The organism is Streptomyces huiliensis (genome assembly GCF_020037025.1).
Taxonomy (GTDB): domain Bacteria; phylum Actinomycetota; class Actinomycetes; order Streptomycetales; family Streptomycetaceae; genus Streptomyces; species Streptomyces huiliensis.
In genome coordinates this window covers 1-15,971 of sequence record NZ_JAIQLH010000085.1, presented here as the reverse complement: position 1 = coordinate 15,971, position 15,971 = coordinate 1, and the positions used below count along the sequence as shown (strand labels likewise).

The following is a 15,971-nucleotide window of genomic DNA, read 5'->3' as shown; positions in this document are numbered from 1 at the left end:
CGCGCATGGGGCCGGGGGCGGCACTGCGGGCGGGCGGGTTCGCCCGGGGGCGTACGTCCCCGGGCTGATGCCGGGCCGGAGGCGGGCGGCTAGTCTCGCGGCGTGAATCCCGTGATGATCTTTCCGTTGGCGGCAGGGTGCGCCGCCGGCCCCCGGTCCGTGCCGCGGGCGTCCCGCCGGTGATCAGGTCCAAGGCCGCGGCCTGGGCGGGGGGCGTCTCCTACGCACTCGCCGTGGGCCTGCTGATCGGCGGCGCGTCCCGGGCGTCGGGTACGGCCCACGGCGTCGGGGCGCTGCTGGCCGTGAGCCTGCTGGTGGCCGTGGTGCGCCGGGCGCCGCTGTGTGCCCTGGGCCTGGCGCTGTTCGGGTCGACGGCGGTGGTGGCGGGGACGCCGATTCCCGCCGGGCCGGATGTGACGGTGGCGTTCCAGGGGCAGTTCCTGTCGTATCTGGCGGTGGACGCCGTCCTGGCCGTCGTCGTCGCCACCCGCGCCCGGCGGGCCGCGGTCGCCGCCGTGGCCGTGTCGTCCGTCGTCCAGCTCGTGGTGATCGGCCTCTTCGCGCACGGCGACAACCTGACCGTCAACGCGCTGATCGCCCTGCTCGCGCTGGCCGCGTCCGGCACGGCCGGTGTGCTCCGGCGGGAGCGCCGCGAGCACGCGGTCGCGCTGCGCACGCAGGCGGTGGCGGAGGCCGTGACCGCCGAACGGCTGCGGATCGCACGGGAGTTGCACGACATGGTCGCGCACAGCGTCGGCATCATCGCCATCCAGGCGGGGGTGGGGAGCCGGGTGATCGAGACGCAGCCCGCGGAGGCGCGTGAGGCGCTGCGGGCCATCGAGGCCACGAGCCGGGAGACGCTGGCGGGGCTGCGGCGGACGCTCGTGTCGCTGCGTCAGGCGCGGGGGGACGACCGGGCGGAGTCGGAGCGGGCGCCGCTCGCCCCCGCGCCGGGGCTCGCGGATCTCGAACGGCTCGCGGCGGCGACGGCGGACGCGGGGGTCCGCGTCGACCTGCGGTGGGACGGGGAGCGGCGCCCGCTCCCCGCCGACCTCGACCTGTCCGCGTACCGGATCGTGCAGGAGGCGTTGACGAATGTGGTGCGGCACGCGGGTACCGGGTGGTGCCGGGTGACGGTGGGGTACGGGGTGGAGGAGTTGTCGGTGGAGGTTGTGGACGACGGGCGTGGGGGGAGCTTTGGGGGAAGCTCGGGGGGTGTCACCGGGGTGGCGGGGGCTGGGGGGCTCGGCGGGGCCGGGGTGGTCTGTGGGACCGAGGGGTTGGGCGGGGGTGGTGGTGTCGATGGCGTTGCCGGTGCCGGTGGGGGTGGGGGTGGGGGTGGCATTGACGGTTTCGGTGGGGGCGGTGGTGCCGGTGGCGTCTGCGGGAGTGCCGGGGCCCCGGCGGTCCCCGGGAGCACCCCGACCCGTGGCTTCGGCCTCGTCGGCATGCGCGAGCGGGTCGGCCTGCTCGGCGGCCGGCTCAGCGCAGGCCCGCGCCCCGAGGGCGGTTTCCGGGTGGCCGCCCGGCTGCCGCTGCCCGCGCCCGTAAGCGTTCCGGCGGAGGTCCGGTGACCGCCCGCGTGACCGTCCGCGTCCTGCTCGTCGACGACCAGCCGCTGGTGCGGTCCGGACTGCGCGTGCTCATGGCCGACCACCCCGGCCTGGAGGTCGTCGGCGAGGCCGCCACCGGCCTGGAGGCCGTCCGGCTCACCACCGAACTCCGCCCCGACGTCGTGGTGATGGACATCCGGATGCCCGGCATGGACGGGATCGAGGCCACCCGCCTGATCACGTCCGGTCCGACGCCGGCCCGCGTCCTCATCCTGACCACCTTCGACGAGGACGAGCATGTCTACGGTGCCCTCCGGGCCGGCGCGAGCGGCTTCGTGGTCAAGGACATGGCGCTGGACGACATCCTCGCGGCGGTCCGCGTGGTCGCCGCCGGTGACGCGCTGCTCGCGCCGGGCGTGACGCGGCGTCTGATCGCCGACTTCGCCGGACAGCCGGCGCGTGCCGCCCGCGGGCGGTCCGCGGCGGTGGCCGAGGGCATCACCGAGCGGGAGCGGGAGGTACTGACCCTGGTCGGGCGCGGCCGGTCGAACACCGAGATCGCCGAGGATCTCTTCATCACGGTGGCGACGGCCAAGTCGCACGTGTCGCGGCTGCTCACCAAGTTGGGCGCCAGGGACCGGGTCCAACTGGTGATCACCGCTTACGAGGCGGGGCTGGTGTCGCCTTCGGGGTGAAATGAGGGGGCGGTTGTCGGGCGGCAGAAGGTACGTATGCGCCCACACACACTCACGCATGCCCACACAGGGCCGATCGGTCTCGGTCCGGGCAGCGGGCGCATTTGCTTCGAACGGAAGATCTGATAACTTTCTTCCCGCGCCGCTAGCTCAGTTGGTTAGAGCAGCTGACTCTTAATCAGCGGGTCCGGGGTTCGAGTCCCTGGTGGCGCACGGTGGTTCGGGCCCCCGTCTCTCAAGAGGCGGGGGCCCGTCGCGTGTTGGGGTGCGGTGCGGCACTGTGCGGTGCGGCGCGGGGCGCGTCGCGCCGTCAGCGGCGGCGGACGGTCACGAACCGCCCCAGCAGCCAGCCGATCACCAGCATCGCGGCGAGCGCCAGCCACAGGGGCGTCGAGACCTCGGGGCCGATGATCCGGATCTTGACGTGCCGGGTGTTCTCGAAGACGAAGACGAGGGCCAGTACGGCGACGATCAGCAGGACGACCCGTCCCGTCGTCGCCGCCTCCCGCAGCCTGCCCCCCATGGATCCGGCGCGGGAGGGTCCGCTCGTCGAGGACTTGCTCTTGGAGGCCATGCCCTCACCTTCGCAGGGTGCCGCGCGGGGTGGGTGCGGGGGCTACTCCGTTCGGGTGACGGGGGGGTGCGGGGGGGCGTGGGGGCGTGGGTGGGGCGTGGGGGCGCGGGTGGGGCGCGGGGCGCAAAAAGGGCGCGCGTCCCTCATGCGGCGGGCGGGGCGCCGTCCGCGAGGGCCACCGCCGCCGTGTACCCCGGGCCCGCCTCGACGTCGCTCAGCGCCCACCCGGGCGGTGACGCGGGCCGCGGGCCGCACCCCACGTACGTCACCGACAGCCGCTCCGCGAGCCCGGTGCCCGTCCCCTTGAGGTACGCCTCCTTCCGCGTCCAGCAGCGGGAGAAGGCCGTCGTCCGGTCGGCCCGCGGGACGGCCTCCAGCTCGGCGACCTCCCGCGGGTGCAGGGAGCGCCCGACGCTGTCCACCACCGACGCCTGCTGCACCTCCTCGACGTCCGCCCCGACCGGCGTGTCCGCGAAGGCGAGCAGCACCAGGTCGCCGGCGTGCGAGAGGTTGAAGTGCAGCGGCGCGCCCGCCACCGCCGGGCGGCCGTGCGGCGCCCCGCAGCACGGGCACGCTTCGCGGACCAGCTCGACGGCCGCCGGCGCGACGCCCAGGTAGGCGCCGAGGAGCCGGCGCAGCGCGAGGTGGGCGGCTACGTAGCGGTCGCGGTGCAGATCCCGGACGAAGGAGGCGGCTCGGGCGCGTTCGCGTACGTCCAGGACCTCCTCGTACTCCTCGCGGGGGGCGGGGGCGCCGTCCGGGAGGCGCAGCAGCCAGAGGGCGGGGGCGCCTGAGGCTGGGCCTGCGCCTTCGCCTGGGGCCCAGGGGCCGGGCAGTGGGCTGTGGTTCAGGGAGCGCGGCCGCAGGGGGGTGGAGGGGAGGGCGGATGTGGTGGCGGCCGTGGGAGTCATGGGGGTTGCGGGGTTCACGGACGGTGTCGTCGGCGTGCGGGGGGTCGCGGAGGTCGCGGGCGGTGTCGTCGTCACGCCGGGGGTGTCGGGTGTACGGGACGCCTCGGCTGACCCGGGATCACCGGTGCCGCCGGTCGTGCCGCCGGTCGTGCCGGACGTCGTACCGCCGGTCGTGCCACCGGTCATACCGGACGTCGTGCCACCGGTCCCACCCGGTGCGTCGGATGCGTCGGACCTACCGGATGAGCTGGGCAAGGGCGTCTCCCCGTCGTCTCTCGTCCCCGTCACGCGTCCTCCCCGCCTTCCGTCCCGTCTTCCGTCCGTCCTCCGACCGGCACCGGGCGGGCCAGCGTACCCGTGTGCCGTCGGACCGGCCTCGGCGGCGGCATCCGCCGAGGCCGGAGTCTGGTGGCCGGCCGTCATCCGGCGGCCGGTGGGCCGGTCGGCACCGGCCCGGTCGCCGGCCCGCGCGGTGCCGCGTCGGCGGGTGCCGATCCGGTCTGCCGCCCGTTGCCGTACGCGCCGCGGTCGCCGCGCGGACCGTGGTCACCGACGGAACGGCGGACGGCGGCCCGTCCCCCCGCCGTCGAACGGACTCCCGTCACCGGCCGGGTCACGGTCACCGCGCGCGTCCCCGGCCGCCGTCCCGCCCACCTTCCCGGTCGCCGAACGGGTGCCGCCACCGGCCGGTTCGCGTTCCCCGCGCGGGGCGCGCTCGGCCACGAACTCGACGGAGCCGTCCGCGCGCCGGAGCGCTCTCCGGCCCGTACGGTACATCCGCGTTCCGGGCGGCCCGTACGGGTCGGCCGGGAAGCGCGCGGCGGTACGTGCCGGGTGGCCGGCGTAGCCGGTGGCGAGCGGGGCGCCCGCGACGTACAACTCGCCCGGGGTGCCCGGCGGGCAGGGCCGGAGCGCCGGGTCCAGGACGTGGAGGCGCGTGTTCCAGGCGGGCCGGACGGCTCCGGCCGGCGTACCCCCGTCCGGTGTGCAGGTGTGGTGCACCGCTCCGGCCGCCTCCGGCGGGCCGGCGTGGTGGTGCAGGGCCGCGTTCGGCAGTACGCGGCGGAAGCGGCCGGCGGTCGCCGGGTCCGGCGGTTCACCGCCGGTCAGGACGTGCCGCAGCCGTACGCACTCCCCCGCCTCCGGCGCGTCCAGGAACCGCCGGAGGGCGTCCGGGCCGAAGCGGGCGACGGTGACGCCGTGTTCGCGGATGCGACGTGCCGTCGACGCGTCCGGGTCAGGGCGGCTGTCCCCCGGTGCGGTACCGGTCCGCGGCGCGTCCAGGACGAGCGTCGCTCCCTCGCGCAGGGGCCAGAGCAGCTCCTCCGCCAACTCGTCCGGGGTGGAAGGGGTTTGGACGAGGACCCGGTCGTCCGGGGTGAGGGGGTGGTGGTGCTGGAGCCAGCGGAGTCGGTTGTCGAGGGCGGAGTGGGGGACGACGACGGCGGGCTGACGGGTGGCGGTCCGGGTCGCGTAGGCCGGGTGGTGAGGGGTCAGGGGGCGCGCGGGGTCGACGGGCGGGTGCGCGGCGAGCAGGGCCGGCAGCGCGGGGTCGTCGAGGAGAACGGTCCGGACGCCCGGGGTGGGGCGAGCCGACGCGGTCGTGAGGACGTAGAGGGGCGCGGGCTCCGCCGTGTACGGGCCATCGCCATACGGGCCGCCCCCATACAGGCTCCTGCCCTGCGGGGTACCGCCCTGCGGGGCACCGCCCTGCGGGGCACCGCCCTGCGGGGCACCGCCCTGCGGGGCACCGCCCTGCGGGCCGCGGCCATACGCGTTCCCCTCGCCCAAGCCACCGGCATGCGCCTCGTGACCGCACGGCCGACCGGCGCACGGGCCTTCACCGTATGGGCTTCGGCCCAGCGGGCTTCGGCCCAGCGGGCTTCGGCCCAGCGGGCTTCGGCCCAGCGGGCTTCCGTTCTGCGGGCTTCGGCCCAGCGGGCTTCCGTTCTGCGGGCTTCGGCCCAGCGGGCTTCCGTTCTGCGGGTTCCCGCTCTGCGGGGCGTCAACGCGCGGGCCACGATCGTCCGCGTCGCCGTCGTGCGAGCCACCGGCACGCGGTCCACCGGCATGCGCCTCGTGGCCGCACATCCCGTCGGCGGACGAGCCATCGCCGCCCGAGCCGCCGCCATACGGGCTTCCGCCCTGCGGGGCGTCGGCGCGCGGAGCACCGGGCCGTGCATCGGCGTCGTGCGCGCCACGGGCGTACGCGTCATCGCTGTGCCGGTCACCGGCGTGCCTGTCCTCGTCATGCGGCCCGCGGCCGTCCGGGGTCTCGCCGTACGAACCGGGGCCGCCCGGGCTCCGGCCGGACAGGTCACCGCCGTGCCGGTCATCGCCGTGCCGGTCGCCGCCGTCCCCGTCGCCGCCGTGCGGATCGCCCTCGGCCACGGGGCCGGGCGGGCCGAACCAGCAGGCGGCGCCCGTCTTGAGGATCGCCAGCAGGGCGATCACCCGGGCGGTGGACGGCGGCAGGTCGACGGCGGCGAAGGCACCGGGGCGGAGACCGAGGGTGGTGAGGTGGCGGGCCAGGCGGTTGGCGTGGGTGTTGAGGTCGGCGTAGGTCAGGTGGGCGTCGGCGGTCACGAGGGCGGTCGCGTCGGGGGTGCGGGCCGCGCGGGCCTCGAAGGGGCCGATCGCCGTCGTGGGCGGGACGGTGACGGCCGTGTCGTTGCCTTCGCGAAGGGCGCGTTCGTGATCCTCGTCAGGGACGAGCGACAGCGCGGCGAGCGGCGCGTGGGGGTCGACGTGCGGGAGGCGCGTCAGCAGGTCGCGGAGGGCCAACGGGGATCCGGTCGTCGTCTCGATGTGGAGGCCCTCGTCGGGCGTGCCTCGGAACACCACCGCGCAGGGGTCGTCCGGCGTCGTCGCGAGCGGGTGGAGCGTCGACGGCGCGGCCGCGAACGTGACGACCGGTTCCTCGGCCGGGACGACGTCCGCCAGCGGGCCGGCGAGGGCGGGGTGCCCCGCGGGCAGACCGATGTCCCGGCGCAGGTCGGCGCGGCGGTAGCGCTGGTGGGCGCGGGCCTCGCGGACGGCGTCGTCGGCCTGCCGGACCAGTTCGGCGACGGTGGTGCCGGGGGTGACCGTGAGCCGCAGCGGGACCGTGTTCCGTACGGTTCCGGGCACGCGCAGCGCCGCCGGTCCCGTACGGCCCGTCAGGGGCAGGCCGAGGACGACGTCGTCTCGGCGGGTGGCGCCGCGCAGGTGCAGGGCCTGGGCGGCGAGGAGCAGGCCGGTCCAGGAGCCCCGGACGGACGCGGCGAGTTCGCGGAGTCCGGCCGTGATCTCGGGGGTGAGGTGGAAGGGGAAGGCGTGCCGGGTGGTGGCGCGGTGGTGAGCGGTCGCCTGGCGCTGACCTTCCGGTTCCTCGTCGTCTCCGGTGGTGGCCGGGTTCGTCAAGCGGTTCCGCCAGTAGGCGCGGTCCCGGTCGCGGGCGGCCGAGTCGCGGTACGCCGCGTCCTCGGCGACGAGGTCCGCGAGCCGGCCGAACGGGCTGGGGCCCGGGTCGTCCCCTGCCGCCAGGGCCGTGTAGACCTCGGCCACCCGGCGGTCCACCAGGCGGTGGCCGTGCTCGTCGAGCAGGGCCCGGTGCACGCGCCGGTACCAGAGCCAGCGCCGGTCGCCGACCCGGAACAGCCCGTACGCGAACAGCGGCCCGTCGGCCGGGTCGAAGGGCCGGACCACGTCCGCGCGCATCCACGCGAGCGCGGTGCGGACCGCCTCCTCGTCCTCCGCCCCTTCCGCCACGCGCAGGTCCGCCGCGCAGAGCGGGAAGCCGTGGCCCGGCGGCTCGATCGCGATCGGCCGCTGGCGCGGGCCGTCCGGGGTGTCGGCGATCCGCATGCGCAGCGCGTCGGCCTCGCCGACCGTGCGGTGCAGCGCCTCCGCGAACAGGACCGGGTCCAGCGGGCCGTGGATCTCGCGGTACGCGGCGGTGACCGGCGGAGCGCCGCCGGGGTCTCGGGACTGCCGGGACCACAGCTCGCGTTGGGCCGCCGTCAGCCGCAGCCCCTGCGAGCGGCCGCTCGGGCCGCGCGGTTCGCGCGGTTCCGCGGCGACGAGCGGTTCCGCTGCGACGCACGTGGCGTTCTCCCGGGCGGGAAAGGGGAACCGGTCCAGGGCGCGTACGCTCACCGGCGCGCTCCCCGGCTCGGCGCGGGAGCCGTCGGGAGTGGGCCGCGGCTGCGGTCTCGGGTCGGGGACATGGCCGTCAGTTCTCCTCGGCGCCCGTCAGGATCCGGTCGGTCGTGGTGACGACGGCGCACTTGGCGGCGGCCCAGCGCAGGGCCATGGCGTGGTCCTCGGCCGAGAAGTCGGCGACGGCGTCCGCGACGACGAACGGCCGGATGTCGCGCATCCACGCGTCGCAGGCCGTCATCAGGACGCCGATGTGCGCGTAGACGCCGACGAGGACGAGCTGGTCGCGGCCCTGGGCGGCCATCCGCTCGGCCAGGTCGGAGCGGACGAACGCGCTGTACTTCCACTTGGTGAGGACGGTGTCTCCGGCATCGGGCGCCACCGCCTCGGCGATCGCCCCGGCGTGCCCGTCGGCCGGCAGCCCCGGCCCCCAGAAGTCCTGCTGGAGACCGCGTTCGGCGGGGCTCTGGCCGCCCGGCTGCGCCGAGTACACGACCGGGATGCCCAGTCGCGCGCACTCCTTCTTCAACCGGCCGACGTTGGCAAGCAGTTCGGTCACCGGCGAGGCGCCGGCGGTGAAGGCGCCGAGGAAGTAGTTCTGCAGGTCGTGGACGAGCAGAACGGCACGGTCCGGGTCGACGGTCCAGTCGACCTTGTTCGCCGGGAGGTCGGCCTCACCGGGCATGGGGTAGGGGGCGATGGCGGGGAGCGCCATGGTGCGGTGGCCTTTCGGTGGGGTGGGTGCGACGGCTGCGCCGCCGGCCGGTGCTGCTTGCCGCCGTGGCGGGAGGGGAGAGGGGGGAGGGGGCGGCTCGGACGGGAATGGGGGTGGTGGGGCTTCCGAGGCAGTGGCGCTTCGGGCGGCGGGGGGGAAGGGGCCGTTCCATTCGGCACCCCCTCCCCCCGCCCGACCGGCCCGCTCAGCGCGTCTTCGCCGCCAGTTCCGCGGCGATGGCCGCCCGGAGGTCCTTCTTCGACACCTTGCCGACCCCCGTCTGCGGGAAGGCGTCCGTGAACTCCACCCGGTCCGGGACCTTGTAGTCGGCCAGCCCCCGCCCGCGGATGAACTTCTTCAGCGCCCCGGACCGCACCGGCTCGGCACCGTCCCGCAGCACGACGTACGCGCAGGTGCGTTCGCCGAGGTAGGGGTCGGGCATGGAGACCACGGCGGCGTCGTGCACGGACGGGTGGGCGAGGATGTGGTTCTCGATCTCCTCGGCGGCGACCTTCTCGCCGCCCCGGTTGATCTGGTCCTTGGCCCGGCCCTCGACGACGAGGTACCCGTCCTCCGTCAGCCGCACGACGTCACCGGTGCGGTAGAAGCCGTCGGGAGTGAAGGACGTGGCGTTGTGCTCGGGGGCGCGCCAGTAGCCGCGGATGGTGTACGGGCCCCGGGTGAGCAGGTGCCCGGTCTCGCCGACCGGCAGGTCGCGGTCCTCGTCGTCCACGACGCGGATCTCGTCGTCGGGGGAGATCGGCCGGCCCTGCGTGCCGACGATGATCTCCTCGGGGTCGTCCAGGCGCGTGTAGTTGACCAGGCCCTCGGCCATGCCGAAGACCTGCTGGAGCGTGCAGCCGAGGGCGGGCCGGACCCGCCGCGCGGCCTCCTCGCTGAACTTGGCGCCGCCCACCAGCAGTACGTCGAGGCTGGACAGGTCGTGCGGGGTGTTCGCCGCGGCCTCCGTCCAGACGAGGGCGAGCGGCGGCACCAGGCCCGTGATCGTCACGCCCTCGCGCTCGATGAGCGGGAACGCCACGTCGGGGCTGGGGCGCGGCGCGAGGACAACGCGGGCCCCGGCGTGGAGGGCGCCCAGCGTGCCCGGGGAGCTCAGCGGGAAGTTGTGGGCGGCGGGCAGCGCGCAGAGGTAGACGCTGTGCTCGTCGACGCGGCAGATCTCGTTCGATCCGCGCAGCGAGTAGATGTAGTCGTCGTGCGTGCGCGGGATGAGCTTGGGGACGCCGGTCGAGCCGCCGGAGAGCTGGAGGAACGCCAGGTCGTGCGGTTCGGGACCGTCGAAGGGACGGCCCGGCTCCGCCGGTACGTCGGCGAGGGCCGTGTGCGGTCCGGGGTCGCCCGCGACGAGGACGTGCCGGAGGGTGGGCACGTCGGCGCGGACGCGGGTGGCGAGTTCGCGGTGGTCGTAGCCCCCGGCGACGTCCGGGATCACGTACGCGGCGGCCTCGGTGAAGGCGCAGAAGTGCCGGATCTCGCTGTCGCGGTGCGCGGGCAGGGCGAACACCGGCAGCGCGCCGACGCGGAACAGCGCGAAGACGACCTCGAAGAACTCGGCGACGTTCGGGAGCTGGACGACGACGCGGTCGCCCTTGCCGATGCCGAGGGCCAGCAGCCCGGCGGCCATCCGGTCGGCCCGCCCGTCGAGCTCCCCGTACGTCCACCGGCGGGTGGTCGAGCCGTCCGCCGCCGGGCCCGGGTCGACGATCGCGACGCGGTCGGGGTGGGCCGTCGCGCGCTCGCGCAGCATCCGGCCGAAGGTCTCGCCGCGCCAGTAGCCGGCGGCGCGGTAGCGCTCGGCGTACGCGGCGGGGTAACCGGGCGCTTCGGCGGTCCCGGTGACCCAGGGCATGCCGCCTTCGCCGCCTGCGGTCACGCCGTCATTGGTGTCCGTCACTGGTCAACTCCCACAGCCTGCAAGAACGTACGGAACTTGGCACCCGTCTCGGCGGTCTCCGCCTCCGGGTCCGACTGCTCGACCACGCCCGCCCCGGCGAACAGCCGCAGCCGCCGCTCGGCCGGTTCGGCCTCGGCGCAGCGGATGGTGACGACCCACTCGCCGTCGCCGTCGGCGTCGCCCCAGCCGACCATGCCGGTGAACGCGCCGCGGTCGAAGGGTTCGAGCTCCCCGATGACGCGGCGGGCCGTGTCGGTGGGGGTGCCGCAGACGGCGGGGGTGGGGTGGAGGGCGCAGGCCAGTTCCAGCGCGGAGACGGCCGGATCGGCCGGCTCGGCGTGGAGGGTGGTCGAGAGGTGCCACATGGTGGCCGTGCGCACGAGGGTGGGACGCTCGGGGACGTCGAGGGAGCGGCAGTAGGGCGCGAGCGCGTCACGGATCGCGTCGACGACCATGGCGTGCTCGTGCAGGTCCTTCTCGGACTCCAGCAGGGCGGCCGCCCGGCGGACGTCCTCGGCCAGGTCGGCGCTGCGCGGCGTGGAGCCGGCGAGCGGGTTGGTGACGATGCGTCCGCCGCGCTTGGAGACGAGGAGTTCGGGGCTGGCGCCGAGCAGGGTCCGGCCTTCGCCGGTGGGGACGGCGAAGGTGTAGCCCGTGGGGTCGCGGCGGGCGAGGCGGTCGAGCAGCGCGGGGAGGTCGAGGTCGCGGGAGGAGGTGAGGCGGAGGGTGCGGGCGAGGACGACCTTGCCGAACTCGCCGTCCTTCATCCGACGCACCGCCTCGGCGACGGCCGCCGCGTAGGCGGCGGGCTCGGGTTCCGGGCGGACGTCCCAGTCGGCGACGGGCGGGGGCGCGGCGGGGAGCGCCATGAGCGGGTCGGCGGCCGGCGACGGCGCGGTGCGGACGGTCTCCGGGACGGCGAGGGCGGCCGGGGCGTTCCGGTCGAAGGGCACGGCCCCGACGACGAGCGGCGCGGGGTGGCCGGCGAGCCGCTGGACCTCCAGGGTCTCGGCGACGCGCCGCACCAACGGGGTGTCCCCGTGCGGGACTTCGGCGCGTACGCCGTGGGCGAGGAGGGTGCGGGTGGGCGAGGCGAAGAAGCGGGTGCCGTGGGGGTCGTAGGCGGCGAGGAGCTCGGTGGCGGCGCCTACGGTGGTGGGGTCGGGGGTGGCGGGGGGCGTGGTGGGGGGTGTGGCGGGGGATGTGGCGGCGCGGGTGGGCGCGGCCGGTGCGGGCGTGCCGTTCGGCGCCGCGCTCCGGGCTGCCGCGCCGGGCGTCGCGGTACCTCGCGCGGTCGCGCTGGGCGTTGCCGGGCCGGTCTGCGTCGAGCCGGTCGCCACCGCCTCGCTCGGCGTCGGGCCGTTCGGCGTCGTGGCATCCGTTGTTCTGCCGGAGCCGTGTGGGCGGCCCGCGATGGGAGCGCCACCGCCGTCCCGCCGTGCGCCACCGCCCTGCGGGGCCCCCGGGGACGACGCGGGTGACACCGATGTCTCGGGTGACGCGGACGATGCGGGTGACGCGGATATCGCACCACCGGTGGCGCCGTCCCGGCCGACGGCCTCGTTCGGCGGGACGGTGACGTGCTGAGCCGTGGTCACCTACTGCTCCGTTCCTCCGGCGCGGGTGGGCACCGGGTGTGGGGTGGGGGTGAGGGGCCGGCCGCCGGCCGGTTCGGGGGCGGCCGGGCGGCGCGGCGCCGGCTCCGCCTCGGGGAGGGCGGCGGACAGGCCGGCGGGCGGTGGGCGATGGTTGGCGGGTCATGGGCCGGGAACCGCCCGGCCTTCGGCGGGAGGGGCGGCGGTCCGGCCGCACCGGGTGACCTACCGCTCCCCGCCGTTCCCCGCCACCGCGGAAACGTTCCGTCAGGCGCGCAGGGTGGCGCCGCCGTCGACGTACAGGTCGTGCATGGTGATGTGCCGGGCACGGTCCGAGACGAGGAAGACGACGGCGTCGGCGATGTCCGAGGGCTCGGCGATCCGGCCGAGGGGGATGCCGACGCGGTACGTGCCGGGGTCGCCGTCGATGACGCGGGCGGGCGCCTCGTCGTCCGTCCACAGCGCCCGCTGCATGGCGGTGTCGGTGGAGCCGGGGGACACGACGTTGCAGCGCACGCCGCTGCGGCCGAGTTCGAGGCCGAGGCACTTGGTGAACATGGTCGCCGCCGCCTTGGACGCCGCGTAGGCGGCCATGCCGGTGCGGGGGACACCTGCCGCGTTGGAGCCGACCGTCACGACGCAGCCGCTGCCGCGCGCGGCCATCCGGCGGGAGGCGGCGCGGGAGGCGACGAAGACGCCGGTGGTGTTGACGGCGAAGGTGCGATCCCACATCTCGTCGGTGAGGGCGACGACGGGCGACGAGTGGAGGACGCCGGCCACGTTGACGAGGATGCCGAGCGGTCCGACGGAGGTCTCCACCTCCTCGACGACGGCCTCGACGGCCGTGGCGTCCGACACGTCGGCGGTGTGCGCGGTGACGCGGTCCGGCCCGTACTCCGCCGCCAGCTTCTCGATGCCGTCGGGCACCGCGTCGAGGGCCGCGACCCGGGCTCCCCGTTCGACGAGGGCCCGGACCACGGCCTCGCCTATGCCCTGTCCGGCGCCGGTGACCAGCGCGACGCGGCCGGAGAGTTCAGTCTGCTCCACGACGGGTTCCCCCACCATCCAGTTCGAATAAGGTAAGGCTTACCTTACATGAGCTGCTGGTCTGGGGGAATCACCGCCGCCGCATGCGGCCGCGCTCCGCGCGCCTCCCCTCCCCTTTGTCCCGGAGCCGCGTGACGGGAGCGGCGGATCCGGGTGAACTCCGCGCGACGAGTCGACACGGCGGCCGACGTCCCGGCCGACGTCCCGGCAGCCGGCGGGGCGGGGACCCGACGGGGCCGGCTCCTCGCTCCCGCCCCGAACGAGGCCGGCCCGACGAGGACGCCCCGACAAGGACGGTACGGCGAAGCCGCCCGACAACTCCCGCCCGACCGGACCGGAGTCGACCCGGACCGGAGTGCGGGCTACCTCTTCACTGCCCGCGCCCCGCTCATCGCATGCATCGCCTTCGTCACACTCGCCTCGCGCGCCGAACGCCCCCCGGGAACCGGACGGTTCCCGCCAAAGGCCGGAGCCGGGCCACGCTGTTCGCCGCCTGGCCGCTCACCCACCCTGAATCGGCCGGCACCGTCCCGACCGCAGCGACCGTAGTGGTCATGGCCGTCGTAGCCGTCGTAGCCGTCGAGACGGCCCCGCGACTGTCGTCCGTCGCGCACCTGCCGGCCGCGCGTCCGTCGCCATGCCGCTCGACCGGCTCCGGCAGCGCGGCGCGGAGCTCCGCGCCGCTCCACGACGGGCCGGATCCCGCCTCAGCCGAATTCCCGTCACGAGCCGGACTGCCTCCCCCGCCGAGCAAGTCCCGTCACCGGCCGGGCGCCCGCGCCCTCGCGGTCGAGTTCACCGGCGGTCGGACCGCCCCGGCCGGGCACGCCCTCACCGGCCGGGCACCCCTTACCAGCCGAGCTGCCCCAGCGGTCGCCCCTTACGAAACGCTCTCCGCCACCGACCGAGCCTCCGTCACCGGCCGAGGTGGTCCACCGCTCGGACTCGCTCACCCGCCGGACTCGCTCACCCGCCGGACTCACCCGCCCTCCGAGCCCCCCTCTCCATTGGAGCCCACCGCCCCCGCCCACCGCCCCCGATCACCGCTCAAGCTCCAGCTCCGGCACCCCCGGCGCCGTGAACCCGAACGTCTGGGCGTACAGCGAGAGTTCCGCCTCCAGGGCCCGCCGCAGCGTCTCCTTCCTGCGGAAGCCGTGCCCCTCGCCCTCGAAGGAGAGGAAGGCGTGGGGCACGCCGCGTCCGCGGGCCGCGCGGGCCAGGGCTTCGCTGTGGGCGGGCGGGCAGACCGGGTCGTCCAGGCCGTGGAGGAGCAGGAAGGGCACCTTGATGCGGTCCGCCCGGCGCAGCGGGGACCGTTCGCGGTAGCGCTCGGGGACCCGGTCCCGCGGGCCGATCAGGCCCTCGTTGTAGTGGGACTCGAAGTCGTGGGTGCCGTCCTCGGCCTCGGCGGTGAGGTCCAGGAACGGGAAGAGCAGGGTCCCGCACGCGTACAGGTCGGTGGCGGCGAGGGAGTGGGCCACCGTCCAGCCGCCCGCGCTGCCGCCCTGGACCGCCAGCCGGGCCGGGTCGGCGAGCCCCTCGGCGACCAGCGCGCCGGCGACCGTCGCACAGTCCTCGACGTCGACGACGCCCCAGCGCTCCCGCAGCCGTTCGCGGTACGCGCGGCCGTAGCCCGCCGAGCCGCCGTAGTCGACGACGGCGACGCCGATGCCGCGCGAGGTGAAGTAGGCGATGCCCAGGTCGAGCGCGAACGGCGTGCGGCCGGTCGGCCCGCCGTGCGCGCGGATCACGAACGGGGGCAGTTCGCCGTCCGGAACGGCCCGTTCGGGGTGGCGGGGCCGGTGGATCCGGGCGTACACCTCCCGGCCGTCGGGCCCGGTGAAGGTACGGACCTCGGGGCGCGGCAGGTACGCCGGGTCGACGGCGTCCCGGTGCGCGGCGCCGAGCACCCGGGCCCGGCCGGTCCGGCCGTCCAGCTCGACGATCTCGTAGCCGCTCTCCGGCCCGGCCGCGATGCCTGCGACGCGGGTGCCGTGCGCGTCCAGCGCGGGGACCCACTCCGTCCACGGCCCGGCCACGTCGGCCACCGCCCCCGTCTCCGGGTCGAGGACGCCGAGCACCAGGGCCCCGGCCCCGTGCAGCACGGCGACCGGCCCGCCGGCCAGCGGGACGAACCAGCGCTGCCCCACCTGCCACAGCGGTCCCGCGAACTCCTGCGGCGCGGGACAGAGGTTGGCGGCGCGGCCGGTCTCCGGGTCGACGCGATGGAGGTTCCACCAGCCCGTACGGTCCGTGACGGCGAGCAGGGTGCCGTCGGGGGCCCACTCCACCTGGGCGACGGCCTCCTCCGGGCCGCCGAGGACGGTCCGCGCGTCCGCGAGCCCGTCGTCGGTCACCCGGGCGAGCCGGAGCTCGGTACCGTCCCAGGGCATGCGGGGGTGGTCCCAGGCCAGCCAGGCCGCCCGCCGGCCGTCCGGCGAGAGGCGTGGGCCGGTGACGAAGCGGTGCCGGTCGTCCGTCAGCTCCCGGACCGCCGTCCGGTCCCCGGCGGCCCGGCCGTCGAGCGGGACGGCGGCGAGCAGCCGCCGGACGTCGCCCGGGCCCGGGCCGGTGAACTCCTCCAGGACGCACCAGACTTCGCTCCGCTCGGGCCGGAGCACCGGGTCCGCCCAGCGCAGCCCGCCGCCGACGGCGGACACCGGGGTCAGCGGCCGGGGCGAAGGGTCGGGGCCGTCCGGCTCCCAGGCGTAGAGCCGCTGGTCGGGGCCGTGCGCGAAGACCAGCAGCGGGCCGCCCTCGGTGCGGTCCGTCCCGGCCCAGGCGCGCCCGCCGTACTCGTGCACCCGGCTGCGGACGTCCCACGGC

The 15,971-nt window shown here is 76.1% G+C and carries 9 protein-coding genes, 1 tRNA gene and 1 pseudogene; 3 read left to right on the top strand and 8 right to left on the bottom strand.

Annotation, left to right across the window (positions count from 1 at the left end; all coding sequences use genetic code 11):
- Nucleotides 1-179 precede the first annotated feature (179 nt).
- The 3 genes from JNW98_RS17040 to JNW98_RS17030 all read left to right on the top strand — a co-directional run bounded on the left by JNW98_RS17040 (nucleotide 180) and on the right by JNW98_RS17030 (nucleotide 2,461).
- Nucleotides 180-1,574, top strand: a complete 1,395-nt coding sequence (locus tag JNW98_RS17040) for a sensor histidine kinase (RefSeq protein WP_223769088.1) — start codon at nucleotides 180-182, stop codon at nucleotides 1,572-1,574.
- An 8-nt stretch (nucleotides 1,575-1,582) separates the two neighbouring features.
- Complete coding sequence (locus JNW98_RS17035) at nucleotides 1,583-2,248, top strand: response regulator (protein ID WP_223769142.1); 666 nt, start codon at nucleotides 1,583-1,585, stop codon at nucleotides 2,246-2,248.
- 139 nt (nucleotides 2,249-2,387) lie between these two features.
- A tRNA-Lys gene (locus JNW98_RS17030) sits at nucleotides 2,388-2,461 on the top strand.
- A 97-nt stretch (nucleotides 2,462-2,558) separates the two neighbouring features.
- Here the strand turns inward: JNW98_RS17030 and JNW98_RS17025 are convergent.
- The 8 genes and pseudogenes from JNW98_RS17025 to JNW98_RS16990 form a co-directional block, all read right to left on the bottom strand.
- Complete coding sequence (locus tag JNW98_RS17025; protein ID WP_223769087.1) at nucleotides 2,559-2,822, bottom strand: LapA family protein; 264 nt, start codon at nucleotides 2,820-2,822, stop codon at nucleotides 2,559-2,561.
- A 143-nt stretch (nucleotides 2,823-2,965) separates the two neighbouring features.
- Complete coding sequence (locus tag JNW98_RS17020) at nucleotides 2,966-3,733, bottom strand: 4'-phosphopantetheinyl transferase family protein (RefSeq protein ID WP_223769086.1); 768 nt, start codon at nucleotides 3,731-3,733, stop codon at nucleotides 2,966-2,968.
- 546 nt (nucleotides 3,734-4,279) lie between these two features.
- Nucleotides 4,280-7,870, bottom strand: a complete 3,591-nt coding sequence (locus JNW98_RS17015; RefSeq protein ID WP_223769085.1) for an AMP-binding protein — start codon at nucleotides 7,868-7,870, stop codon at nucleotides 4,280-4,282.
- A gap of 76 nt (nucleotides 7,871-7,946) precedes the next feature.
- Nucleotides 7,947-8,588 carry an isochorismatase family protein gene (locus JNW98_RS17010; protein WP_223769084.1) on the bottom strand — a complete coding sequence of 214 codons (642 nt, stop codon included), beginning with the start codon at nucleotides 8,586-8,588 and terminating at the stop codon, nucleotides 7,947-7,949.
- Nucleotides 8,589-8,793: 205 nt separating this feature from the next.
- Complete coding sequence (locus tag JNW98_RS17005; RefSeq protein ID WP_223769141.1) at nucleotides 8,794-10,458, bottom strand: (2,3-dihydroxybenzoyl)adenylate synthase; 1,665 nt, start codon at nucleotides 10,456-10,458, stop codon at nucleotides 8,794-8,796.
- A 41-nt stretch (nucleotides 10,459-10,499) separates the two neighbouring features.
- A pseudogene (gene dhbC / locus JNW98_RS17000) lies at nucleotides 10,500-11,711 on the bottom strand (isochorismate synthase DhbC); the annotation flags it as partial.
- Nucleotides 11,712-12,365: 654 nt separating this feature from the next.
- Complete coding sequence (locus JNW98_RS16995; RefSeq protein WP_223769083.1) at nucleotides 12,366-13,163, bottom strand: 2,3-dihydro-2,3-dihydroxybenzoate dehydrogenase; 798 nt, start codon at nucleotides 13,161-13,163, stop codon at nucleotides 12,366-12,368.
- Between the two features lie 1,022 nt (nucleotides 13,164-14,185).
- Nucleotides 14,186-15,971, bottom strand: a 1,786-nt coding sequence (locus JNW98_RS16990; RefSeq protein WP_223769082.1) for a dipeptidyl-peptidase 5, incomplete at its 5' end; no start/stop codon positions are given.